The 24783-nt window shown below is 34.5% G+C and carries 23 protein-coding genes; 21 read left to right on the forward strand and 2 right to left on the reverse strand.

All coding sequences use genetic code 11. The features are described 5' to 3' along the window. Window positions 1-181 precede the first annotated feature (181 nt). The 11 genes from HZI73_RS05615 (at window position 182) to HZI73_RS05665 (ending at window position 12785) form a co-directional block, all read left to right on the forward strand. Window positions 182-1141: a hypothetical protein gene (locus HZI73_RS05615; RefSeq protein ID WP_212697274.1), complete on the forward strand. Its 960-nt coding sequence runs from the start codon at window positions 182-184 to the stop codon at window positions 1139-1141. Window positions 1142-1358: 217 nt separating this feature from the next. Continuing rightward, entirely contained in the window at window positions 1359-2423 is a 1065-nt protein-coding gene (locus HZI73_RS05620) for a sensor histidine kinase (protein WP_212697275.1), read from the forward strand. Between the two features lie 109 nt (window positions 2424-2532). Beyond that, window positions 2533-3213 carry an ABC transporter ATP-binding protein gene (locus HZI73_RS05625; protein WP_212697276.1) on the forward strand — a complete coding sequence of 227 codons (681 nt, stop codon included), beginning with the start codon at window positions 2533-2535 and terminating at the stop codon, window positions 3211-3213. Then, the gene (locus tag HZI73_RS05630) at window positions 3210-5591 is read left to right on the forward strand and encodes an ABC transporter permease (RefSeq protein ID WP_212697277.1); all 2382 of its coding nucleotides are present in this window, start codon (window positions 3210-3212) and stop codon (window positions 5589-5591) included. Before HZI73_RS05625 ends, HZI73_RS05630 begins: the two co-directional genes overlap by 4 nt. 208 nt (window positions 5592-5799) lie before the next feature. Beyond that, window positions 5800-6417 (forward strand): TetR/AcrR family transcriptional regulator, encoded by a 618-nt coding sequence (locus HZI73_RS05635; RefSeq protein ID WP_212697278.1) that lies wholly within the window; start codon window positions 5800-5802, stop codon window positions 6415-6417. Further along, a complete protein-coding gene (locus HZI73_RS05640; protein WP_212697279.1) occupies window positions 6410-7465 on the forward strand; it encodes an alpha/beta hydrolase family protein in 1056 nt (351 codons plus the stop codon). The genes HZI73_RS05635 and HZI73_RS05640 overlap by 8 nt, the downstream gene beginning before the upstream one ends. A 179-nt stretch (window positions 7466-7644) precedes the next feature. Then, window positions 7645-8361, forward strand: a complete 717-nt coding sequence (locus HZI73_RS05645; protein ID WP_212697280.1) for an EcsC family protein — start codon at window positions 7645-7647, stop codon at window positions 8359-8361. Between the two features lie 364 nt (window positions 8362-8725). Beyond that, window positions 8726-10090, forward strand: coding sequence for a M23 family metallopeptidase (locus HZI73_RS05650; protein ID WP_212697281.1), 1365 nt, complete (start codon window positions 8726-8728; stop codon window positions 10088-10090). Between the two features lie 173 nt (window positions 10091-10263). After that, window positions 10264-10731, forward strand: coding sequence for a MarR family winged helix-turn-helix transcriptional regulator (locus HZI73_RS05655; RefSeq protein ID WP_212697282.1), 468 nt, complete (start codon window positions 10264-10266; stop codon window positions 10729-10731). 117 nt (window positions 10732-10848) lie between these two features. Continuing rightward, on the forward strand, window positions 10849-11781 hold the full coding sequence (locus HZI73_RS05660; protein WP_212697283.1) for a M23 family metallopeptidase: 933 nt from the start codon (window positions 10849-10851) through the stop codon (window positions 11779-11781). 80 nt (window positions 11782-11861) lie between these two features. After that, the gene (locus tag HZI73_RS05665; RefSeq protein WP_212697284.1) at window positions 11862-12785 is read left to right on the forward strand and encodes a Fic family protein; all 924 of its coding nucleotides are present in this window, start codon (window positions 11862-11864) and stop codon (window positions 12783-12785) included. Window positions 12786-12920: 135 nt separating this feature from the next. Here HZI73_RS05665 and HZI73_RS05670 read toward each other — a convergent pair whose 3' ends face one another. Then, window positions 12921-13511: a hypothetical protein gene (locus HZI73_RS05670; RefSeq protein WP_212697285.1), complete on the reverse strand. Its 591-nt coding sequence runs from the start codon at window positions 13509-13511 to the stop codon at window positions 12921-12923. A 332-nt stretch (window positions 13512-13843) separates the two neighbouring features. Between HZI73_RS05670 and HZI73_RS05675 the strand changes: the two genes are divergently transcribed. Next, on the forward strand, window positions 13844-14833 hold the full coding sequence (locus tag HZI73_RS05675; RefSeq protein WP_212697286.1) for a hypothetical protein: 990 nt from the start codon (window positions 13844-13846) through the stop codon (window positions 14831-14833). A gap of 162 nt (window positions 14834-14995) precedes the next feature. Here HZI73_RS05675 and HZI73_RS05680 read toward each other — a convergent pair whose 3' ends face one another. Next, window positions 14996-16030 carry a hypothetical protein gene (locus HZI73_RS05680; protein WP_212697287.1) on the reverse strand — a complete coding sequence of 345 codons (1035 nt, stop codon included), beginning with the start codon at window positions 16028-16030 and terminating at the stop codon, window positions 14996-14998. Between the two features lie 271 nt (window positions 16031-16301). Between HZI73_RS05680 and HZI73_RS05685 the strand changes: the two genes are divergently transcribed. From HZI73_RS05685 to HZI73_RS05725, 9 genes are all read left to right on the forward strand, one after another. After that, the gene (locus HZI73_RS05685; protein ID WP_212697288.1) at window positions 16302-17288 is read left to right on the forward strand and encodes a cysteine peptidase family C39 domain-containing protein; all 987 of its coding nucleotides are present in this window, start codon (window positions 16302-16304) and stop codon (window positions 17286-17288) included. A 109-nt stretch (window positions 17289-17397) separates the two neighbouring features. Beyond that, window positions 17398-18333, forward strand: a complete 936-nt coding sequence (locus HZI73_RS05690; protein ID WP_212697289.1) for a DUF1848 domain-containing protein — start codon at window positions 17398-17400, stop codon at window positions 18331-18333. Between the two features lie 100 nt (window positions 18334-18433). After that, window positions 18434-19624, forward strand: coding sequence for a bifunctional phosphopantothenoylcysteine decarboxylase/phosphopantothenate--cysteine ligase CoaBC (gene coaBC, locus HZI73_RS05695; RefSeq protein ID WP_212697290.1), 1191 nt, complete (start codon window positions 18434-18436; stop codon window positions 19622-19624). 176 nt (window positions 19625-19800) lie between these two features. Continuing rightward, window positions 19801-20706 (forward strand): Rossmann-like and DUF2520 domain-containing protein, encoded by a 906-nt coding sequence (locus tag HZI73_RS05700; protein WP_212697291.1) that lies wholly within the window; start codon window positions 19801-19803, stop codon window positions 20704-20706. Then, window positions 20657-21517, forward strand: coding sequence for a 3-methyl-2-oxobutanoate hydroxymethyltransferase (gene panB / locus HZI73_RS05705; protein WP_212697292.1), 861 nt, complete (start codon window positions 20657-20659; stop codon window positions 21515-21517). The genes HZI73_RS05700 and panB overlap by 50 nt, the downstream gene beginning before the upstream one ends. Next, window positions 21501-22361: a pantoate--beta-alanine ligase gene (gene panC, locus HZI73_RS05710; RefSeq protein WP_212697293.1), complete on the forward strand. Its 861-nt coding sequence runs from the start codon at window positions 21501-21503 to the stop codon at window positions 22359-22361. Before panB ends, panC begins: the two co-directional genes overlap by 17 nt. Next, window positions 22351-22707, forward strand: coding sequence for an aspartate 1-decarboxylase (gene panD / locus HZI73_RS05715; protein WP_212697294.1), 357 nt, complete (start codon window positions 22351-22353; stop codon window positions 22705-22707). The genes panC and panD overlap by 11 nt, the downstream gene beginning before the upstream one ends. 324 nt (window positions 22708-23031) lie before the next feature. Then, window positions 23032-23748, forward strand: coding sequence for an aspartate/glutamate racemase family protein (locus HZI73_RS05720; protein WP_212697295.1), 717 nt, complete (start codon window positions 23032-23034; stop codon window positions 23746-23748). A 132-nt stretch (window positions 23749-23880) separates the two neighbouring features. Continuing rightward, window positions 23881-24690 carry an undecaprenyl-diphosphate phosphatase gene (locus HZI73_RS05725; RefSeq protein ID WP_330619752.1) on the forward strand — a complete coding sequence of 270 codons (810 nt, stop codon included), beginning with the start codon at window positions 23881-23883 and terminating at the stop codon, window positions 24688-24690. The last annotated feature ends 93 nt before the right edge of the window (window positions 24691-24783 follow it).

Here is a 24783-nt window from a genome sequence, read left to right on the forward strand (position 1 = left end):
TATTAATAGTGGCTTATCCTATACGTTGGAAACAATTACATATAAAATTAGCAACGGAAGATATGCATTAAAAATAGTTTACTAATACATATGCTGTGTACGATAAATCATTGTAATGGTTATGATTGTACGTAGAGCAACTTTAAAAAATTGATTAAATTTACGAAGGAGGATATGCTACATGAAGGTTACCAAATCAGATTTTGCACATGTTAAAAGTTATATGTATCGCCATGCAAGACCTATTGAAATTGCTAGATGGAAAGTTCATTTTGAGAATGGGAGTAAAGAAGATTTTATGGATGTGCTTCAACATTATCAAAATGAAGATGGAGGTATAGGCAATGCTTTAGAGGCAGATTCATGGAATCCACATTCAACACCTTATACCACTTCCTATGCTATCCGATTACTGAATGAGATTAATTTTACAGATAAATCCCATCCTATGATAATGAGGATATTAAGTTATCTTGAAAATACACCTCATTATACAGATGGTTATTGGTCAGCACTGATTCCCACCAATAATGATTATCCTCATGCACCATGGTGGCAGTATGAAAGCCAAGATCAAGTAAAAGAATGGGGCTATAATCCAACAGCCAGATTAGCAGGATTCATCATAGCTTTTGCCGATGAAGGCTCAAAACTGTATAAAGAAGCTAGGACAATTGCTGGGAAAGCCATTGACCAATATCTTTATGGTGTTACTTCTGATGGGACAGCTTATAAAGATTATAGTAAAGAGGGAGAAGTAAGGTGTTATCTCTATTTAATTCAGTGTTTGGAAAATGCCAATATAGCAAATCAGTACAACACAGAAGAATTAAAGCCTATACTGCAACAACAAGTCCAAAAATTCATTGAACGAGATACATCAAAATGGGCAGAGTATTGCCAAAAACCATCTCATTTTATCGATTCTCCAGACAGTGTTGTCTATGTTGGTAATGAAGACATCATGGATAAAGAACTGGATTATATCATAAACAAGAGAAATAAAGATGGTGTTTGGGATATTGTTTGGCGTTGGAATGCCTATCCTGATGCATTTGAAGTGAGTAAAAACTGGTGGAAATCCTGTATCATTATTGAAAACATGCTTTTATTAAAGAAATTTGGTAGATTAGATGGATGATGGTATCATAAAATGTGTTAAACCTCTCTAAATGTGTATTTAGAGGGGTTTTTAATTATACTAATCATAATTTAATGAGAAAATGATGTAATTGTGCTATGATAATTGTAATACATGTATGTATCATTTCTACTGATGGGCATGATGTATACATCATGAAATAGTTAACCTTTAACATAAAAAGAATAGAAGTATAGAATGAAAGGTGTGCATAATCGTGACAGGGTTATATAGTGATGAAAAGATTAAGCGTTATATAAAGGGATTGTTTATAGGTTATGTTGCTGTAGCCCTTTTTTGTTGTGGTTTAATCGGGATACGATATTTTAATATCATGCCTATGAGTAAGACTTTTCAATACAATAGCATGTTGGTTGCATTGGTGATGCCGCTAATAGCTACCTTTCTTATTGGTTATCACATAGTGGCGTATATTCATGAACACTTAAATAGAACATCCGGTCATATTGCTCGTGCCATGAATAACAATTTCAAGGAGGAAGATTATATACCTGTTAAATATAAGGAAGGTGCTCTCTATAGTTTAGATTATCAGATGGCTGCCCTTGTTAATAAGCTTTATACGAATCAAGATCAATTTAATGAGGAAAGAAAGAGGCTTAATAGCCTTGTAACAGAAGTAGCCCATCAATTAAAAACGCCTATTGCAGCCATTAAATTGTTCTATTCTCTGTTACACGATAGTCAGATATCCCAAGAAGAAAAAGAAGGTGTCATGATAAAACTCAGTGATGAGGTGGATCGTATTGAGTGGTTAACAGGAACCCTATCGGATTTATCTAAATTGGAAACAGGATTGATACAACTTCATATGCAGGAACAGCCCATTCACCATGTTATCCTTGAAGCGGTTAATACCGTGTATCTGGATGCGGAGGCAAAAGGCATTGAAATAATTCTTATGGATGGTGATCAACCCAGATGTTCATTCGATAAGAAGTGGACAAAAGAAGCCATTGTCAATATCTTAGACAATGCTATAAAGTATTCTACACGTAACAGTAAGGTTACCATTCAAATAGAGCATAATGTAATGTTCAATAAAATATGTATAACCGACACAGGCATGGGTATCAGTCAGGCAGATATGCCCTTTATTTTTAATCGCTTCTACAAAGGAAAACATACAGGGGTACATGAGGGTATCGGTATAGGCCTATATCTTGCCAAGGAAATCATGAAAAATCAAAACGGTACCATTAAGGTATATTCAGAGTTAGGTGTTGGCACCACATTTGAAATACTCTTTTTTACTGTATGACAACATTGTCATCTTAATTGTCAGAGAGTTGTAAGCTAGCCTCGTTATACTAGTACATGACATACATGTTGATGAGGTAATAAGACCTTGTACAGATAAGGAGGTTACGATGGACGTATTACGTATCGAGCAATTAAAGAAATATTATGAGGGTAAACAACAAACAGTGAAAGCAGTAGATGCTATTAATCTGACCGTTAAAAAAGGTGAATTTTTAGCTATTGTAGGTGCATCTGGTTCTGGTAAGACCACGCTGTTAAATCTAATAGGTGGTTTAGACTTTCCTACTGGGGGAAAGGTGCATCTGAATCAAACCGATATCTATCAGCTTAATGAAACGGATCGAACCATTTTTAGAAGGCGTAACATAGGATTCATCTTTCAGAACTATAACCTGGTGAATGTCCTTGATGCTTGGGACAATATTGTACTGCCCATTGAGCTGGATGGTCGAAAGGTGGACAAGAAGTATGTGGAGGGTATCGTACATACCCTTAAATTAAACGAACGTATGAGTCATCTCCCTGGTGAATTATCGGGAGGGCAGCAGCAGCGTGTGGCAATAGCCCGAGCACTTGCATCCAATCCTGCCATTATCCTAGCGGATGAACCCACTGGTAATCTTGATTCTAAGAACAGTGAAGAAGTTATTCACTTGCTTAAAAAAACCATTAAACAGTATAATCAGACCCTTCTTCTCATCACCCACGAAGAAAGAATTGCTCAGGAAGCAGATCGTGTTATTCGATTAAGAGACGGAAAAATAATTGAAGAGAGGGATCTGACATGAGGTGTATTCGTCATTTATCACAAGCCTATATAAAAAGTTCTAAGGCACGGAGCCGCTTGATTGTACTGGCCGTTAGCCTTTCAACCATACTGCTTATTGCGGTATACAGCATGTTCATTCATGGAAGACTTATATCGTCTAAGCTGTATTTTAATCATGAGTTTGGTACATTTGATGGTTATTGCATGGATACATCTGACAATCAGAGAGAGAAAGTCATCACCAATGCTAAGGTACTGGATTATGGAACCCTCATTCGCCTATCCAATACTCAGTTATCTGATAAATCACCTATGAAAATGCAATACTCAGATGAAGGCATGCGAGCAGGCTTTGGCTATGGGTTAGTAGAAGGTAGGTATCCTAGTGAGGATCACGAAATTGGTCTGACACGTTCGGCTCTATCAAAAATCAAACCATCCCTTCAAGTAGGGGATGACGTTATTGTTCAAGTTCCATACATAGATGATAAGGATGGCATCCAAACGCAAACATTTCGATTATCAGGGGTATTTGAGGACTGCAATTTAGATGAGCATCAATCTGTGGCTTTTGTAACAGAGAGCTATGCTAGGAAAACAGAACGTTTTGCACATTACTTTTATCTAAAAGTTGAGGGTAATAATAAAGAAAGAGTAATGGATAACATTGCGGAGCAAGCAGGTATACTTGATTCAAGGGTAAGGTCCATAAAGAGACCAGATATTCCACTGGACTTTGCTTTAGTGTTGGCTCTTGTTCTGATACTAAGTATCATTGCCATTAGCAATATTTTTTCATATGCCATTGTTGAACGTGTAAAAAATCTAGGCTTGCTAAAGGCCATAGGTATGACCAATAAGCAAATACGAAAGCTTTTAGTAAAAGAGGGCTGGTTCTATTTAATTAGAGGGCTGGTGATTGGTTTAGTCATTGGTAGTATTATACATGTTATTCTCTTAGTCATGACTTATGGTAATATATCCTATATACAGCTATCATCATTCTCATTGTGGACTTACCTTCGTTATTCCATGAAGCTATCCCTGCAAGAACATTATTATGCGTTTGCGTTAGCTACAGTAATCCTTTTACAAATTTTCGGTGTATGGGTATCCATTAAAATACCTTCAAGAAAGGTTAAAAAAATTTCCATCATTGAATCAATCGATTACTCAGGCACCACAAAATGGAGAGGTTTAAAAAGATGGGTCAAGAAGGTAAAGAATCCTGTCACTCGCTTAGCCCTAACCAATATGTTGAATAATCCCATTAAACAATTACTAACCGTATTAACCATATGTATAAGTGCAATACTTTTCTTATATTTTAGTTATTTTACAAGTATCAATACAACGGATAAGATGATTAGAAGAGGCATCACAGGAGACATTCAAATATCGGGTTTACCCCAAGAGAAGCTCGGCTTTATTGATGAACTGGATGGAGCGTATAAAAAAGCCATTGAGGTCACAGTGATTGGAAAGATACCAACAGACCAGTTAATGATTGGTGAAACGTATACAGATGACCTTAAGCGCCTAGAAACCTATAATGATAATGGGGAAGATGCTGATATTAAAGTTAAAGGGCTTAATGATCTTGTCCTAACGCGATATTATAATAAATTTGGCGTATCAGAATATACGTTAGAAGAACTTAAAAAGATGAAGAATTGGTGTTTTGTCTTGGACATGGAGCATGGTGTGCATTATCGTATTGGTGACAAATTAACGATAGATGGTAATGATTTAACCATCGTGGGTAAACTTAAAGACAAATTTATGTGGAATGAATGGATAGCACCAGTTATTATTGTACCAATGGAGTATACAGATAATCATTATAAGATGTATAGTGATATTCGGGTTTCACTTGATATTAAAGAAGAAAATTACCAAAGGGTAAAATCCGTCATAAAAGAGAATATTGTTAACGCTTATTCCATTATGTATATTGATGAGCTGCGTGAAACAAGCAAAACAAACATTAGAAGAATGAGTCTGATGATTTATATATTTATTGGCATGATTGCACTGATTAGCTTTCTTATGATATTCAATAGTACTTATACGTCTATGGTCACGAGAAGAAAGGAATTAGGTATGTTACGTTCCATTGGTATGACATCTAAGCAATTCAGAAAAAGTCTTCATTATGAGGGAAACCTTGTCATTATACTCACAACAGTTATTGGATTGCCTGTAGGCTATGCTATACCTTATTATGGACATCTTGATTTTATCAGTTACCCTGGCAACGAAGATATACCTTTTATCTTCCCATTATGGTCCATTGGCATATTTGTTGTCTTTTTCATTTTAATGCGTGCTATTATTAAGTTCTGCATTCATCGTTTTGAAAAAGAAGCGGTTACATCACTTATTCGACATAATTAAAAATGTATATTAATTATATGAAAAGCACTGTTTCTATCTAAGTAGGAACGGTGCTTTTCTATGAAATGAAAAAAGCTAAGAATAAACCTCTACAATAATCTAAAAAAGGTATTGAAAAAAGAATGATGATGCTTTACAATGAATATATGAACAAAAATGAAAAAATGTTCATAGATTTATTTGTTTTCTTAAAGAGGAGGATTAGCAAATGCCTAGAGCTTTTACACAAGAAGAATTAGAAAAGATTAGAGCCAAGCTATTGTCAAAAGGAAAAATACTGTTTGAAAAATATGGGTATAAGAAGTTTGGAATTAGGGATTTAACATCAGAAGTAGGTATTGCTAATGGTATGTTCTATCGATTCTTTGAATCAAAAGAAACCTTTTTTCTAGAGATTATACGTACTGAAAAATATAAGATTCGCAAAAGAATTGCTGCAGAAATTATGAAGCATAAAGATAATCCTGCCAAAGCATTAAAGTGTTTTTACCGTATAATAGTCAAGGAATTATATGAAAATGCGTTAATGAACACAATCCTACATAAAAATGAATATAGCTTTATTTTAGAAAATATGTCATCAGATGATATGATAGATGAAAGAGAAAAATCCTTAGAACTCATAGTGGAACTAATGAATGATTGGAAATCAAAACACTTAATGAAAGATATTGACGCTGTTGAAGTCATTGGAGCCATACGGTCTTTAGTTTATTTGAATTTTCATAAAGAAGAGATAGGTCTTGATCAATATGATGCTATTATTGATTTTTTGTTAAATAGGATATGTGACTATGCGATCATAGATGGAGGCAGAGATGAATAGTTTATGTGCTAAAATGATAGAAACCATGGGTATTAGGGTATTTGCATCCATGAATAAGAAAAAGTCAGATGAACATATCTTCCAACAATGTAGTTCATTAAAAGCCAATGAAATAAAAGCTATCTATTCTAAAATTAAGGTTTTTAAGAAATGTGAGAATTTTAATAAGCCCATCGTGCTGAGCACAAAAGTGTTGAAGGACGTGGAAATAAGAACATGCAGTATGGAATCGAGATACAAACCAATAGAGGCATATGAACCACTTTATAAAACATTTGCTGAAAATCAGACGATTTATTTTGAGCATATTACAAGTAAGAAAAAAAGTAAAAAAGAAAAAATAGCTTTAATCTATCTTCATGGTTTTTCAGAGCGTGATTATAAAAACGAAATTAATTTTTTGTTTCCACGCCTAATGAGTACAAGTAACCCTATAGAAATATTAGCAGTTCATTTGCCATTCCATATGTTGAGAAGCCCCAAAAATCAACCCTACTCAGGAGCTTACCTATTTGATTCTTGCCCTATTGTGACAATAGAGGGTATGAGGCAAGCAGTAGATGATGTATCTCAGATTCTTTCTTATGGGCAAACAATTTATAGCAAAGTAATGGTTGGTGGATTTAGTTTAGGAGGACATGTGACGTCATTTTTAGGAACCTGTGATAATCGAGCAGATTTGTACATAATGGGACAGGCAGGGGCTAAGTTACCCCAATCATTGAAAGAGTTACCCGTATGCCCAGGACTCAATGCTAAAAAGGATACATGGATAAGTGGTGGACAAGATTTTGAATCACTATACGACCCCATAGAATTATTAAACTATAAACCACTTATTCCTAAGAATAAAGTTGTATCCATAGCAGGCCTACATGACCGTTTAATAACTTATGAAAGGGTTAGTGACTTACGGGATTTTTATATGAGTGAATATCCCATCGATTATAAATCTGGTCATATGGGCTTACTGTTCGAATGGAAAACAGTGATGGAATCTCTTTTTCCAATTATGGATAAGGTCGTGACGTATAATGAAAAGATTTGATGAACATTTCCAATATCTATCAATATGCGTACACAACCACTTGACAAATAATCGTGTAACGAGTAAAGTCAATATGATACAGTATAGAACATTTAAGGATTTATCGTAATTGATTATTGAATATAATATATATAGTTAATCTTAAATACGATTAAACATGATTAAAAGTAGGGATATAGATGGATTATTATGAACAGACAGCACTAAAAGAATTGAACAAATGGAAAAAGAAAATGAGAAGAAAGCCTACCATGGCTGAACAGACATCCAAAGGCATTCAAAATAAACTCAATGATATTCTACCAGAGAAATACCATGAATTGGTGACAGAAGCCATTAAGAACATGACCAAGTTGGTCCTATTTGGTTCAAAATATATCACCAAAACACCTTACATGCATATGGGACTTCACGAAAGAGAACTCTTGGTGTCCCAATTAACAAAAAGGTATCGAACAACGGCATTGATAGAAGGGGCTGGGACAGGAGCAGGCGGTATTCTCTTAGGTCTTGCTGATTTACCACTATTGATGAGTATTAAAATTAAGATGCTCTATGACATAGCAGCAGCTTATGGTTATGATGTATATGATTACCGAGAAAGAATCTATATTCTTAGTATTTTTCAACTGGCCTTCTCCAGCAAAAGTCGTACCAATGAAGTATATGCTAAGATGGAGAATTTTCAAGTGTATCTGACCACGTTACCTGAGGATATCAATAGTTTTGATTGGCGGACTTTTCAACTGGAGTATAGAGACTATATTGATTTAGCCAAATTACTTCAGATGATACCTGGATTTGGTGCAGTGGTAGGTGCTTATGTCAATACGAAACTTATTAACAAACTAAGTCACACAGCCATGCAAGCTTACCGCATGCGATTTTTTAATTAAAGTGCTATGAACCATGTTAGAAAGCGTTTTCACTCATATGCTATTCACAATTAAATAACGAACGTTAAGGCGAAAAAGCTAATTTTATGATCAAAAAAGATGATAATAAAATAGGCTTTTTTTATTGGTAAAAAAGGTAAACGACATAAGGAAAAAGAAAATGTTACAGAAGTTTGACATTATCCAAATAAAATGTTACAATTATGTAACAACTGAATAGGCGTTCAGATATGAACCCTAAATATACATACAGAGAGTCAACACAAAATTAAAAGTTGTAAAGGAGGGTAGTTAGGAAGTTAGTTAATTCACTTAGGATGGGACAGGGTGTTGTGATGGCAATAGGAAGATTTGGAGGAAATACATGAGACCCTTATATATAAAAATGAGTAAAAACAAGTTTACAATTGTAAGTTTGCTGGTTTTATCAATACTTGTTACAACATTATTGATTCGTGAACAAGTACATGGACAATACAAGGTTATTTATAAAGCAACTTTCAAAAATAGTGAAGTAGGTTTTATTGAAGACATTGGTATCATCGATGAAGCACTAAAGGCAGCATCAACACGTTTAGAGAAGCAACTTGATAGAGCTATATTAATTGATGAGACAGTTATTACACAACCTTTGGAACTGGATAAGCAAAAGCTTCTTAATGAAAAAGAACTTGCAGATGAGCTTTTTACCGTCTTATTATACAATAAAGATGACTTTTGGGTGAAAGCTAAAGCTTTATCCATTGATAATGAAACGGAAATTATCTTAGAAGATGACCAAGCAGCTGAAGCTGTTTTGGCAGAAGTAAAGAGTGCCTATATTACACCTGTTAATGCTGGGGAGATTCAAGATGTATCCTTTGTTGAATCTGTTGAAGCAAGCGAAGTCTATGTCAATAGTGAACGTATCGTAGAGAAAGAAGAAGCGGTGGAAAAACTGCAATCAACTACGGAAGAGAAAATAACGTATCAGATTCAATCAGGAGATACATTATCAGAAGTGGCAAATGATAACGATATGGGATTATCGGATTTATTAAAGATTAATCCAGAAGTTACAACAGCTTCTTTGCTACAAATAGGTCAAGAATTAAATTTAATGATACCAAAACCTACCTTATCCGTTGTTGTAAAAGAGAAGGTGGCATATGAAGATGACATAGAAGCACCCATTGAATACCAAGAAGATAACAATGAGTACAAAGATTATCGGAAAACCATTCAAGAAGGTGAAAGTGGTATAAAAAAAGTAACAGCTAATGTGATCTATACCAATGGTTTAGAAACGGGACGAGAAATAGTATCTCAGGAAATACTCGTGGAACCTATTAAGTCCATCATTGCTGTGGGTACAAGAAAGTTACCGCGTTTTTCAAAACCTGTTAATGGTGAACTCACGTCACTTTTCGGTCCTAGATGGGGATCAATTCATAGGGGAATTGACTTACGTGCTTCCGTTGGAACCAGTGTAAAAGCTTCTGAAACAGGAACGGTAACCTTTGCCAGTTGGAGTGGCGGCTATGGTTATCTCGTTAAAATAAAACATGCTGATGGTTTTGAAACCTATTATGCACATAACAGTAAACTTTATGTGAAAGTAGGAGAAAAGGTGAATAAAGGTGATGTGGTTGCAGCATCAGGTAATACTGGAAATAGCCAAGCACCCCATGTCCATTTTGAAATTAGACGTTATGGTAAGCCATTGAATCCCTTAAACTATGTTAACTAATATAAACAGTAAATAAAAATGATTAAATAGCCTTTCAGGAATGTAATTTTTGAAAGGCTATTTTTATTGTGGAATAGGTATGTCACAGTCATGTTAAAGTTTATATCACTGCTTATAAAATAATCAGTAAAATTTAAGTTGACAAAAGTGTATAGCTCCTATACACTATCCTTATGAATGATAAAATTGATACAAACCAAATGATAGCCATGTTTTTTGAATTGGTTCAAAACATCCAGGATTTGGATAAGAAAAGTATGTACTATGGGCTTAGTGAACCCCTGCACAATGCAGAAATACATACCCTTGTTGCCATTAAAGAAAATGAAGGCATAAGCATTACAGGATTGGCCAAGGCATTAGGGATTACAAAAGGAGCCGTTTCTCAGATTGTTAATCGCTTATATAAGAAAGGGACAGTTAAAAAAGATCAAGACCCTGAAAACAAATCGCGATTAACATTAAGTTTAACAAAGGATGGTGAAACCGCCTACTATTATCATGAAAAAAATCATGAGATACTTTTGAATCCGCTAATAGAAAAATTGGATATGTTGGATAAAACAGCTCAGCAAATCATTTATCATTTTTTAAAAGAAACCAATGATATTTTTAAGAAGGGAGTGTTAGAGATACAATAAATTTTTTTGGAAAAAGCGTTTAGTAGCTATACACTATGAAGTATAGTCAATTATAAAGAGGTACAGACATGGAAACATAATAGCATACATGTATGAAAGACAAGAGGGCGTATAATTATGAATATAGTAAAGAAAAAGTCAATGCTCTGGATATGGCTAGTGATACTCATCATACTGGAAATTGGTGGATGGGGTAGCCTTTATCTATTTAAAGGAAGACCTAAGATTATTGCATGGTGGTTTATTCAAATCTTAGGTATCGTTGGTGTTATAACAATTATCACATGTATCATTCTCATCATGAAAGATATCATTAAACACAAAAAAACTAAGTTAATAAAGGTGATAACATGTCTAATGGCTATTTTTGTAGCATGGCCTGCAGGATGGATTTTTAAGATTGCTCAGATAGCTTATCCTGCGGATGTCCATGCAGTTAAGCCATCCGTTACTGTATCTGTGCCATTTCAAGAAACAACCATTGTGGGATGGGGTGGTGATAAACTAGAGCATAACTATCATGTGACGGTTCCTGTGCAACGCTATGCATATGACCTATTAATAGAACCAGCTGGTATGGGGAGTCATAAACTAGAGGATTATGGTATTTATGGGAAAGACATTGTTGCGCCAGCATCAGGTGTTATCATTGATTTGCAGGGAAATGAAGAGGATATGACGCCAGGCATTTTAGATGAGGCAGACACTAGGCTTGGTAATTATATTTATATAAAATTAGATGAGACAGGTACATATCTTGTATTAGCACACCTAATGAAAGATTCCATACTTGTGGAGAAGGGGCAGCATATTGAGGAGGGCACAGTAATAGCCAAAGCAGGTAATTCTGGTGACTCTTCTGAACCGCATTTACATATTCACCATCAAAGAGAAAACCCATTAACGGATAATTTTCTACTATCAGAAGGACTACCACTCTACTTTAAAAGTGATAATGGTCCAATTATGCCAAATGGAGGGGTTAGAGTAGAAAATGGTTGCGATGTCCCTATTGGCGATAGAATTTCACCTGTACAGATAACAAAATAAACATGAATGCTTATATCCAATTATCGATAAAACTTGTATATTTATCGATAATTGGATATAATAGAGTAGAGGTGAAGTAAATGAATTTCAAACAATATTTAGAGGAAAGAGGTATTGGTCTATCTGATTTAAGTAAAGCTTGTGATATCCCTTATACAACTTTATATAATGGTGTTGAAAAGCCAAGTTCAATAAGGTCTGAAAATCTAAAAAAAATAGCTAACTATTTTAATGTTTCCATGGATGAGGTTTACAAGATGTTAGGAGATGTTCAGGAAAAGACCTTATTATCTGTACTACAAGAGCAAAAGACATCCAAACTGAAAGGCAATCTATACCATATAACACAGATTTTGTTTGCCTATAATACTAATCGTATAGAAGGCAGCCAATTATCCGAAGAGGACACGCGATATATTTTTGAAACCAATACCCTAATTAATCAACAATCTTCTGCAAATGTAGATGATATTGTAGAAACAGCGAATCATTTTTATTTATTTGATAAGATGATAGATCAAGCTCAAGATTTATTAACAGAGAACATGATCAAAAAATATCATGAAATATTAAAAAATGGTACCAGTGACGCTCGACTTGACTGGTTTAATGTAGGTGAATACAAAGCTTTGCCTAATGAAGTAGGAGGAAAAGAAACCACGTTACCAAAAGATGTAGCTAAGGACATGAAAAAACTTTTGCACTGGTACAATGGTTTAGCCCATGTGGAAATAGATGCTATTCTTGAATTTCATTATCAGTTTGAAACCATACACCCCTTTCAAGATGGTAATGGTAGAATTGGACGCATCATCATGTTCAAGGAATGTCTAAAACATGCCATCATACCCTTTATTATTGAAGATGAATATAAGGCGTACTATTATAGAGGATTATCTGAATATAAGAATGAAAAAGGGTTCCTGGTAGATACATGTTTAATGATGCAGGATCGGTATAGGGAGATGGTTTGGAAGTTTTTGGGGGATGTAATAGTACCATAGATTTAAAATTATAAACTCAATAAGAATGTTAATATAGAGCATTTAATGACATGGATGAATAGGGGGAGAAGAAATATGGTACTAAAAGAATAGATAGGATGATGATAATTATTATTAGGCCGATCATTATTCTATCTATCGTTTATGTATCCTGTTATTTTTTTCAATATACTTCAACAAAGGTGCATCATCCCATACCTGAACCTCAATATACCTCTCAGGACCATGTTGACCATCAGAATTCCAATCTTGGGGCATCCCATATTTAGCAATAATATGTATTATCTCTTTATAAGTATAGATTTTACGACGATACTCCTTGTTATCTGTTACACGGCAACTAAATGTTGGGAACATATCACCATAAGAAAAAGAAAGCGTGTCTTTATCAAAATCCTTTAATGAAATCTTGATACAATCGCCATTATTATACCATGATTGTAACCAAGCACATTTTCCGACAACCATATAGTGGGGTGACTTTCTAACAGGTTTTCCACCTTTTGCTTCAAACAACGCCCTTGCCATTTGTTCTAATTCTATTCTTCTTTCCATATACCCTTCATAGCGATGGGCTGCCATGATATGATTATTTTTCTTTAGATTTTGAAGAACGCCCTTAGCTTCTTGTAAGGAATAATCAGATAAGTTTAAAAAGGGTCCATTGGACTTTTCATAATAGTGATAGAGATATTCAATATTATAATTAGGGTAAGTTATTGCCATCTTAATCCTCCTAAGTTTATATCAAATGTAAATAATAATAATTCTATCATAACGAGTCCTACTCGTTAATCGTATCATTATAAGCCATATTATTCAATGAAAACCTTAAAAGATATGAATGTTAATATACAAAGATGAAAAAATAAACGTATAGATAAACAAAAAATGAATGTTGTGTAAAGGTTATAATTATGAGATAATTTATATAGCTTGTATTGCGTGCTAATCAACTATTTTGTAATGGAAGTTACGTCTAAACTACACGATTACCACAGATAATTAATTACTAAAAAAGAGAACGGTACTATCTTTAAAATTGGAGGTAAAAGAGGATGATAAAAAAATTGCCGTTTAAGTTTCCGCCAACCATTGATTGCTATGGGGGGCTTGCAAATGAATGTGGTATACTAGAATGTTACGAACAAGCGAAGCAATATATCATACCCGATCGTATGATGATTTATACGGATAACTTGGACTATACTAATGGTAGCTATGCCAATATGGGGAGTGGACTAAAAAATCATTTTTTCAATGATGTTGAAGTACTTCATGCAAAATGGAGAGAAGGATTTGAAAGGGATATTATTCAATATATAGATAATAAGAAATACATCTTGCTAGAATTAGATCATTATCGTGTACCTGGTTCTAGTAGTTATATAAAGGACCATTTCTACCATGGTAATGCCATGATTTATGGTTATAATCTTGAAAAAGAGATATTTTATGTTACGGATAATTTTGTCGACGGGAAATTTGTCATCTTAGAAATTGGATTTTCAGATATTATTGATGCAAGAAAACACCATGAGCATGATAAAAGTATTGCTATATTAAGTCGAGATTTTAATGAAGGCATATCGTATGAAGTGGATATTGACCTTATCAAAACGATTCTAAAGGGTTATTTGAATAGTAAAAATCCATTATTACACTTAACCCATGAAAGTAAATCCATTGTCAGTCAACGAATATATGGATTAGATGTGTACGCCTATCTATTAAGATACTTTGAATTATTAGCTGACTACAAAGTCCCCCTTGATGTTAGAGGCTTTCATGTGGTCTATAACCACATGGATCTTATACTATTATTCTTACATTATATAAAAAAACGTAATGTTCTAAGGGATGTTGATACATATCAGAAACACTATACTAGTCTGCTTGGTAAAATATCCAGTATAAGAACCATGATGCTTACACTGGGCATAACGAAAGAGCCTTCATTACTAGAAAGAATAAAGGCTATCATGCATGATTTGGCATCCCAAGAGGAACGGGTTATAGGTATGCTCCTTAAATCATTGGGAGACTAGTTTTATAAAAGAATAATGCTAGGTAAGTTTTGTAACATATTGCTACTTACAATGACCATTTTTAATTATGTATAACGATAAGAGTAAGAGAAGACATCCTATATAAGAACTTCGGTATTTAGCGGGGTTCTTTTTTAAAGTAGACATTTAACTAGATTACTTTCAAGTTTTAATGTTATTTATAATATGGTGTATAAGTTTTTCTTCCTCTGTTGCGATCCTTTCGAGTTGAAGATATAAATGCTTTATTAATTTCCATTCTCCTGAAATCATAAATTTGATAATTTTATTTCTTAAAGCTAAGGCTGTTTTTTCTATCGCATTATATGATTCAATAATATGACCTGCGTCATTTAGATGATTACTTTCATTGAGGAAATGACATAATTCAGTCATATATTTTTTATGGTCCCATAACAGGTGAAATGGTCGAATATCTATATCGGCTTCTTTCATCGTTTCCATATGGGTAATGTATTGATAGATATTCTCATAATTATCCATTCCCCATGTAAAAATTTTTTCATAATAAAAAGGTTCAGAATAAATCCCCATTTTTCTTGATGAATCTAAGGATAGTACATAATCATTAAGAAAGTCTTTTATTATATCGATATCTAATGCCCATTGTATATCATCTCGGAGTTTAAGAAGTTTAATAGGATGGTCTTTTGAATGATTAAAGGCTTTTTCTAAATCCTTAAAAGAAATCTTAGAGAAACTAAATGAATGGTCTTTGTAAAAGCCACATATGTTGAAGGTTTTATCATGGCTATTATAACCATAAATCATATTTTCATGATGGATATGATACGTCATATACATATTGGTTTCTTTTAGATAAAAGTCATCCAGATGAAAAGAAATGTAAAAATTATCCTTGATATTATCAATTATAAAGTCACTTAGAGTATATTTTTTCAAAATCATATGCATGGTATTTTTGTTTAATTTTTGACTTAACGGTCTAAACCATGGTATAGCACTACTATATTCATAATCAAAAAAAAGAAAATCTAATCCTTGAGATGCTCTAGCTTTTAACTTTTTCAATGAGCCTTTTAGTTGAATATAGTGACTGAAAATCCATGGCGAACAATGATCATATGCAGACAGTATTGCTAAGTGACCAGCGTGCCAAGGATAAGATGTAATAATAGGATACTTAATTGGAAGTACTTTGCTTGTAAGCTTCATTTAATCATCCTTTTTATAAACTATAGTTTACATCAGCTAATTTGGTTATTTTCTTAACTATAAGTTCATTATAAGAAATAATTATATATAAGTCAAACAAATTAACTTAATAAAGATGTATAATAAAATATTTAAATAATATATTGACATCTATAGACATAAAAAGTAAAATAATTATTAATTAGTTATATTGTAAAAAAATAATTATCTATTATACTGATTATTGTATTATTATGTCAAATATTATGATTGTTCCATGGGGAGGTCAAAAATGATAAAAAAGTTGCCATTTAAGTATCCACCAATCATTGATTGCTACAGCGGTCTCTCAAGTAGATGTGGTGTTATTGAATGTTATAATCAAGTAAAACCATATATTATAACGAATTGGATGATGATGTTTACGGATAACTTCAATTATTCTGATGGAAGCTTTGTGGGTTTAGATAGTGGCATTGAAGATGATTGTTTTTTGGAAGAGTTAATTTTAAATAAGAAGTGGAAAGACAGATTTGAGTTAGATATCATACATTGTATAGATAAAAATAAATATGTATTACTTGGGTTAGATCATTATTATATACCACATTCAACACGATATAAGAAACAACATTTCTACCATGATGATGCTATGATTTTAGGATATGATCTTCAGAAAAAAATATTTTTTGTTTCTGATAATTTTATAGCTGGTAAGTTAGTGATTTTAGAGGTTGCTTTTTCAGATATTAAGACAGCAAGAACACATCATAAAAGTGATAGATTTGTTGAAATAGTAAGTCGATGTTTTGATAAAGATAAGCACCATGCCTTTGATTTAACCTTAACTAAAAAATTATTAAACATATATATAAAAAGTGAAGATCCTACTCAGCAATTAATTGCTTATGGCAGTGTACCAAAAGTTGATGGAGGAATCTATGGCTTGGCCATTTATCCATATTTATCAACATACATAAAACGCTTAGCAGAATCTAAAGTTCCTTATGATTATAGAGGTTTTCATGTTGTGTGTAATCATATGAGTGTTATGTTATTGCTTTTAGATTACTTAAAAAAAGAAATAGATCCAAATAAGATAGAAATATATCGTATAAAATATCAACAGCTTCTATCTGAATGCATCATATTAAGGAATTTGCTAATAAAAGCAGGCATCTCTAAAACACAGATATTAATAGAAAAGATACTTACTAAAATTGATAAGATAGCTTATGAGGAGGAAAGTATGCTTCAATCCCTTATTAAAATTATTTAAGTTTTGTTGTGCAGGTCATGTTTTTTCGTTACAATGGAAGAAACATGGCTTATTTTGATGAACCATTACATTATCTATGTCTAAAGATATTTTGAAAAGGGGATCTATCATGATTATTAGTGTCAGTAGAAGAACGGATATTCCAGCTTTTTATACAGAATGGTTTTTTAACCGACTAAAAGAAGGTTATGTTTTAGTACGTAATCCAATGAATAATAATCAGATTAGTAAGGTTTCATTAAAACCTGAAGATGTTGATTGTTTTGTATTTTGGACAAAGAATCCCAAAAACATCATGAACCATATTCACCAATTAGAACACTATCATTACTACTTTCAAGTATCCATTAATCCCTATGATAAGACCATTGAAACAGGAGTGCCTAAGAAGAAAGAGATTATCCACCATTTTAATGACTTGTCTAAGAAAGTAGGCAAGGAAAAGGTGATCTGGCGATATGACCCTATTCTTCTATCCGATACCATTGATATAGCTTACCATTTTAAGTACTTTGACTATATGGCCAGTCAGTTAGAAAATACTACTAATAAATGTGTCATTAGCTTTCTTGATCTCTATGCAAAGACCAAACGCAACATGTCAGATGTGCATCTTAAAGAGATAACCCCTGATGATATGAAACGTTTAGCAAAAGGCTTAGCTGAGATAGCCAAAGGCTATAAAATAACCATAGAAACATGTGCTGAAGCGATTGATTTAGGGGCTTTTGGTATCCAACATGGTAAATGTATCGATGATCAATTAATAGCTGATATCATTGGTTATTCTGCAACCATCCCAAAAGATACCCATCAGCGGGAAGATTGCGGTTGTGTGAAAAGTATCGATATTGGTGCCTATCATACTTGTCCACATGGGTGCATATATTGTTATGCCAATACTAATCCCCAATCAGCACTTCACAATTATGAGGCTCATGATCCAGCATCACCTTTATTGTTTGGGCAGATTAAGGGGAATGAAAAGATTACAGAAAGAAAGGTTGAGCGATACTTTTCAGACACACAGATAAAATTATTATAAGGTGATCTAAGGAAAACCAAGTGGACGATAAGTAAGTCATATTGATTTATCATCCGTGTTATGTTATATTATAGGCATTAACACCGAAAGGAGATTCCCTATGTTAAAAGGAAAAACCATCGTAATCGGTGTAAGTGGCGGCATAGCCGTTTATAAGGTATGTGACATCGTCAGTCAGTTAAAAAAATTAAATGCAACTGTTCATGTAATCATGACTAAGTCTGCAACTGAATTTGTTGCACCTCTAACCTTTAGGTCCCTTAGTCAGCAGCCTGTTGTGGTGGATATGTTTGAGAAAGTAGAAAAATGGGATATTGAACATATTGCATTAGCTAAAGCGGCAGACCTGTTTCTTTTGGCTCCAGCTACAGCTAATATGATTGGTAAGATGGCAAATGGTATAGCAGATGATATGCTGTCCACTACTGTGATGGCTACAAAAGCACCTGTTTTTATAGCTCCTGCTATGAATGCCAACATGTATGACAATCCTATTGTTCAACGAAACATAAAGCGATTAAAAGCATATGGTTATGCTTTTATTGATCCCGATTCAGGACGTTTAGCTTGTGGTGATATAGGCCAAGGTAAGCTTGCCCATGTTGGACGGATTATGGAAACCATAAAAATGCAGCTGGTTAAGGATAAAATCATGACAGGTCAAAAGGTGCTCATTACAGCTGGACCTACACGGGAAGCCATAGATCCTGTACGTTATCTCACCAACCATTCATCTGGAAAGATGGGATATGCCCTTGCAAAAGCAGCCATTCAAAGAGGAGCAGACGTAACATTAATTACAGGTCCGGTTCATCTAGAAGAACCAAAGGGCTTAGCAACCTTCATTCAAGTGGAAACAGCAGAAGATATGTTTCAAGCGGTAAAAGCACATGTCGATCATCAAGACATTATCATTAAATCAGCAGCAGTAGCCGATTATCGACCGGCAATCTATCACCAACAGAAGATGAAGAAATCGGATGAAGATTTGGTACTTACATTAAACCGCAATCCAGATATACTCAAATGGATCGGTATGCATAAAAAACCCCATCAATTCATCGTGGGATTTGCAGCCGAAACCAATGATATCATGGAGAATGGTGTGAGTAAATTAAAAGCAAAAGGAACGGACTTAATGATTATTAACGATATTACCCGTTCGGATGCAGGTTTTCAATCGGATACCAATCAAGTTATCCTTGTCAGTAAAAAAGGTGAACAGCAACAGTTACCTGTTATGCCCAAAAGCCAGCTTGCACATATCATACTTGACAATATAATAGCATGAAAAGATTAATCATGTAAATCTGCTTTGATCCATTGGACAAAGACAGTCAATCAAGATAAATTGGTGAAATATACCCTTCTTGGACACTGTCTGTTCAAGAAGGGTTTTTTGGTGAAAGGAAAGTTTTCCTTATGGATAAAAAAATAAGATGACCGTATTGCTTTGGAGGTGGCTGGATGATTGGTTTTATAGGTGCAGGGAAGGTAGGCAGAACCCTTGGCAGATATTTTGCTCAGCAGGGTATAGCTGTTACAGGCTATTATAGCCGTTCTATGGCATCAGCTCATAAAGCGGCAACCATGACAAACAGCAGCGTTTTTAATAACAAAGAAGAACTTGTAGAATCGGCAGATTATATGATGTTAACAGTACCAGACGATGTTATTCACCATGTGGCTCATCAATTATCCCAATGTAAATGCAAGTGGCAGACCAAAGTTATCTGCCATACCAGTGGCGTTCATCCATCCACATTATTAAAGCCTTTAGAGGAACTAGGAGCTACAGTAGCCTCTTTGCATCCCATGTTATCCTTCGCTAATGTAGATGCTGCCCTGGAGGCACTATGTAAAACACCACTTACACTTGAAGGAAATGGTAAGAAAATGGATGATCTAAAGCAGTTGCTGCAAGACGTTCATCTTCATGTGCGTACCATTAAAACAGAGCAAAAAGCCCTCTATCATGCTGGAGCCTGCATGGTATCCAATTATCTGGTCACTTTAATGGATATAGGTTTTCAAAGCTTCAAACACGCGGGCTTTGATGTTGATGCAGCCAATCAGCTTATAGCTCCACTTGCTACAGCTACACTGAATAATTATGTAACATATGGTTCGGAGAAAGCACTTACGGGTCCATTAACTCGAGGTGACTTAGGAACCATAACAACGCATATACAAGCGCTATCAAAAGAGGATAAGCACTTAGAAACTATTTATCGTTTACTGGGGTTGAAGACGTTACATATTGTTGAGAAACAAAAGCAGTTAGATGAATACACTCTATATTGCCTTAAGGAGGTATTACAAGATGAAAAAAATAACGACCCAGACCATCAGAAACAGGAAGAAGAAAAATGAAATCATTACCATGATGACGGCCTATGATTATCCTACGGCAGAGATTTTAGATGAAGCAGGTATGGATATCCTTCTCGTTGGTGATTCATTAGGCATGGTTGTTCTTGGTTATGATGATACCACCCAGGTCACCATGGAAGATATGATTCACCATACAAAAGCAGTTAGTAGAGGTAGTAAGCGATCTCTCATTGTGGCTGACCTACCATTTTTGTCTTATCACGTAGGTGTTCATGAAGCCGTAAGAAATGCTGGACGATTGATACAAGAAGGAAGAGCTCATGCCGTCAAATTAGAAGGGGGCAAGGATGTCCTTGAACAAGTAAATGCCATTGTAAGTGCTGGGATACCTGTGATGGGGCATATAGGACTTACACCACAGTCCATTAATCAATTAGGTGGTTACTATATTCAAGGGAAAACGGAAGCTGACGCTTTGCGATTATTAGAAGAAGCAAAAGCTCTAGAAGAAGCAGGTGCTTTTGCAATTGTTCTTGAATGTGTTCCTATGGAATTAGCTCAGTACATGACGAATGCCATTACAATACCAACCATTGGCATTGGTGCAGGCATCCATTGTGATGGTCAAGTACTTGTCAGTCACGATGTGTTTGGTCTCTACGAAAAGATAACCCCTAAATTTGTTAAAAGATACACGGATATTAGAAATCATATGATGTCAGCTGCCAAGGATTATGTTAAACAGGTTAAGGAAAGGACCTTTCCATCTGTTGAGCATAGTTTCCATCTTCAAGATGAGGTGATGGAGAGAATATATGGGGGAGGTCATCAACATGAAAGTATTTCATGATATACAGACGTTACGTGTTTTTTTGGATGATATAAGAAGAGAAGGAAAAAATATTGGTTTTGTACCAACTATGGGATATCTCCATGAAGGACACTTATCCCTTATAGAAGCATCCGTTAAGGAAAATGATATAACCGTACTCAGTATCTATATTAACCCCACTCAATTTGGACCTGACGAAGATTTGGATCATTATCCTCGTGATATAGAAAATGACAAGAAGCTTGCAGTAGATGCCGGGGCAAATGTTATATTTATACCCGACCATCACATCATGTACAAAAATAACCATGTCACTTATGTCCAAGTGAATGGTTTGACCCATCAACTATGTGGACAATCAAGACCCACCCATTTTCAAGGTGTGACAACAATCGTATCAAAACTATTTAACATTGTACAACCTAATCGGGCTTACTTTGGCCAGAAGGATGCCCAGCAAGCCATTGTGATTAAGCGCATGGTCATGGACCTGAATATGCCCATTACCATTGTGGTTTGTCCTATTATGCGGGAAGCAGATGGGTTAGCTATGAGTTCTCGTAACACGTATTTAAATCCAGAAGAACGCCAGCAGGCAACTGTTCTCTATGAAGCATTACAAAAAGCAAAAGCACTGATTGATTCAGGGGAACGATCTTCAAAAACAGTGAAAGCCATGATGACAAAGTTAATTCATACCAAGCCTTCTGCAACCATTGATTATGTAAGCATAGTGGGAGCAGATACCCTTGAAGATATTGAAATCCTTGAAGATAATATTTTAGTGGCATTAGCTGTTAAAATAGGTAAGACACGATTGATAGATAATCTACAGATGGAGGTTTTGGCATATGTTCATTGAAATGATGACAGGTAAATTGCATAAGGCAAGGGTAACAGATGCTAACCTTAACTATGAAGGTAGTATTACCATTGATGAGGCATTAATGGAAGCAGTGGATATATTACCAGGACAAAAAGTTCAAATTGTGAACAATAACAATGGTGCCCGTTTTGAAACCTATGTGATAAAAGGAGAACGAGGCAGTGGGACCATCTGTCTCAATGGTGCTGCAGCTAGAATGGTTCAACCAGGCGATGTGGTTATCATTATTGCCTACGGGTTAGTGGATAAAGAAGAAGCTAAAACATTAGTCCCTAAGGTTGTTATGTTAGATGAGGATAATAGGATTGCTAAGAAACTATAAGTATAAGATAATTAATGATCTTATATCCAAGTTTATAAGTAAAACCATAATGAAGATATAAGGGTATCATTTCTTAATTTAGGAATATACCCTTTTTTTGATACTGAAACTAAACAGAGACCCATATATAAGGTGTCATAAAAGAGAATAGTATTTGATAGACATACGGCTTATAAACCTAAGATGCCTATCTGATAGGTATAATCATTAGAATTTAATTAAGTAATAGGATAATGTGACCCATATATGATAAAATAGAATCGCATAAAGATAAACAAAACAAATGATAATAAAAATATAGAACAAAAGAGAAAGGAAATCGACATGAATAATCAAAATAGTCATATAAGCATTGGTATTTTAGCAGGGATGGGCCCAAGGTCAACGACACCTTTTTTAGAATTAGTGCTAGACCAGTGTCAGATTCAATATGGTGCTAAGGATGATATAGATTACCCTCATATGGTTGTGTATGCATTACCAACACCCTATTACGTGGACAGAGTAAATGATGATAGAGCACTAGGTCAATCTATCATAGAAGGAACCAAGCGATTAGCATCCTTTGGTGTTGATTACATAGCTATTCCATGTAATACAGCTCATAAGTATTATAATGACATTCAAAAAAATGTTCATACAAAGGTATTAAATATTATAGACGTTACCTTGAAAAATATACCTAAACATGGCAAAGTAACTGTCCTAGCAACTGAAACAACCATGGAAACATATCTTTATCAAAAGGGTATTTTAGAAAATGGTGGACAATACAAGTTCGTCCATAGCTGGCAGAAACAAGTCAATGCCATCATAGCTATGTGTAAAGATGCAGAAGATAAAAACAAACGATTACAATGTTGGCAACAATTGATGAAGGATATTCAAGAAGAAGGGGTACGTCATGTAGTCGTTGCATGTACAGATTTAACCATGTTAATAGAAGAAAATAGTACCCTGAATTACATTGATTCGTCAATGGCTTTAGCTGAAGCAGTCGTTCAAGAATATGTTAAGCGAAAGAAAATTAAACAGAAGTAAAGAATATGAAGGGTTTTTAGATAAGCGTATAAGTTTTATTTTAGTAAGTCATAAAACCATACGTAGACTTATTATGTTAAGAAAACAGTTGTAGCGATCTTGAAAGGGGTAAGCGAATTGGAACTTATTGAGATGATTAAGGTTATCGTATTAGGAATGATAGAGGGGGTTACAGAATGGCTGCCTATTAGCAGTACTGGGCATATGATATTGGTAGACGAATTTATGCAGCTTCATGTGTCGGACCGTTTTAAAGAGATGTTTTTTGTGGTGATTCAACTAGGCGCTATTATGGCGGTCGTATGCATATTCTTTCATAAACTGAATCCATTTACCTCCAAGAAAACAAATATGGAAAAAAAAGATACCTATGTTTTATGGTTCAAAGTAGCAATAGCCTGTATACCTGCTGGTGTTATTGGTGTTCTATTCGACGATAAATTGGACGAGATGTTCTATAACTATCAAACGGTAGCTGTGATGCTTATTCTCTATGGTGTGTTATTTATTCTTGTAGAAAATAGACATAAAAATAAAACGTACAAAATAACGGAGCTCAATCAACTGACCTACAGTACAGCTTTTATGATTGGGCTATTCCAAGTACTTGCACTTATTCCAGGTACATCACGTTCAGGCGCTACTATCATCGGTGCTATGCTTATTGGTACATCACGTTATGTAGCTGCGGAATTTACATTTTTCCTAGCTATACCTGTTATGTTTGGTGCAAGTGTATTCAAAGTGTTGAAACTCGGTGTAGATTATACAGGTTCTGAAATGGTGTTATTACTTATTGGGGTAGTGACAGCATTTGCTGTATCCATCATAGCCATTAAGTTTCTCATGCAGTATATTAAGAAGCATGATTTTAAAGTATTTGGGTACTATCGTATTAGTTTAGGAGCCATCATTTTTATATATTTTATGCTAATGAGATAGCCAATAGGAGATACATAAAGAGCTATCTCGTATTCAATGGTACTATAATGGTTTTACATAAAAAGAGCAATGCTCTTTTTTTATGGAGAAATA

The sequence above is a fragment of the Vallitalea pronyensis genome, from assembly GCF_018141445.1.
In the GTDB taxonomy this organism is placed as follows: Bacteria; Bacillota; Clostridia; order Lachnospirales; family Vallitaleaceae; genus Vallitalea; species Vallitalea pronyensis.

Bases quoted from the DNA above. Each gene is read 5' to 3' on its own strand.
- HZI73_RS05615 (WP_212697274.1), top strand. From the start codon at position 182: ATGAAGGTTACCAAATCAGATTTTGCACATGTTAAAAGTTATATGTAT.
- HZI73_RS05625 (WP_212697276.1), top strand. From the start codon at position 2,533: ATGGACGTATTACGTATCGAGCAATTAAAGAAATATTATGAGGGTAAA.
- HZI73_RS05630 (WP_212697277.1), top strand. From the start codon at position 3,210: ATGAGGTGTATTCGTCATTTATCACAAGCCTATATAAAAAGTTCTAAG.
- HZI73_RS05635 (WP_212697278.1), top strand. From the start codon at position 5,800: ATGCCTAGAGCTTTTACACAAGAAGAATTAGAAAAGATTAGAGCCAAG.
- HZI73_RS05640 (WP_212697279.1), top strand. From the start codon at position 6,410: ATGAATAGTTTATGTGCTAAAATGATAGAAACCATGGGTATTAGGGTA.
- HZI73_RS05645 (WP_212697280.1), top strand. From the start codon at position 7,645: ATGGATTATTATGAACAGACAGCACTAAAAGAATTGAACAAATGGAAA.
- HZI73_RS05650 (WP_212697281.1), top strand. From the start codon at position 8,726: ATGAGACCCTTATATATAAAAATGAGTAAAAACAAGTTTACAATTGTA.
- HZI73_RS05655 (WP_212697282.1), top strand. From the start codon at position 10,264: ATGAATGATAAAATTGATACAAACCAAATGATAGCCATGTTTTTTGAA.
- HZI73_RS05660 (WP_212697283.1), top strand. From the start codon at position 10,849: ATGAATATAGTAAAGAAAAAGTCAATGCTCTGGATATGGCTAGTGATA.
- HZI73_RS05665 (WP_212697284.1), top strand. From the start codon at position 11,862: ATGAATTTCAAACAATATTTAGAGGAAAGAGGTATTGGTCTATCTGAT.
- HZI73_RS05670 (WP_212697285.1), bottom strand. From the start codon at position 13,511: ATGGCAATAACTTACCCTAATTATAATATTGAATATCTCTATCACTAT.
- HZI73_RS05675 (WP_212697286.1), top strand. From the start codon at position 13,844: ATGATAAAAAAATTGCCGTTTAAGTTTCCGCCAACCATTGATTGCTAT.
- HZI73_RS05680 (WP_212697287.1), bottom strand. From the start codon at position 16,030: ATGAAGCTTACAAGCAAAGTACTTCCAATTAAGTATCCTATTATTACA.
- HZI73_RS05685 (WP_212697288.1), top strand. From the start codon at position 16,302: ATGATAAAAAAGTTGCCATTTAAGTATCCACCAATCATTGATTGCTAC.
- HZI73_RS05690 (WP_212697289.1), top strand. From the start codon at position 17,398: ATGATTATTAGTGTCAGTAGAAGAACGGATATTCCAGCTTTTTATACA.
- coaBC (WP_212697290.1), top strand. From the start codon at position 18,434: ATGTTAAAAGGAAAAACCATCGTAATCGGTGTAAGTGGCGGCATAGCC.
- HZI73_RS05700 (WP_212697291.1), top strand. From the start codon at position 19,801: ATGATTGGTTTTATAGGTGCAGGGAAGGTAGGCAGAACCCTTGGCAGA.
- panB (WP_212697292.1), top strand. From the start codon at position 20,657: ATGAAAAAAATAACGACCCAGACCATCAGAAACAGGAAGAAGAAAAAT.
- panC (WP_212697293.1), top strand. From the start codon at position 21,501: ATGAAAGTATTTCATGATATACAGACGTTACGTGTTTTTTTGGATGAT.
- panD (WP_212697294.1), top strand. From the start codon at position 22,351: ATGTTCATTGAAATGATGACAGGTAAATTGCATAAGGCAAGGGTAACA.
- HZI73_RS05720 (WP_212697295.1), top strand. From the start codon at position 23,032: ATGAATAATCAAAATAGTCATATAAGCATTGGTATTTTAGCAGGGATG.
- HZI73_RS05725 (WP_330619752.1), top strand. From the start codon at position 23,881: ATGATTAAGGTTATCGTATTAGGAATGATAGAGGGGGTTACAGAATGG.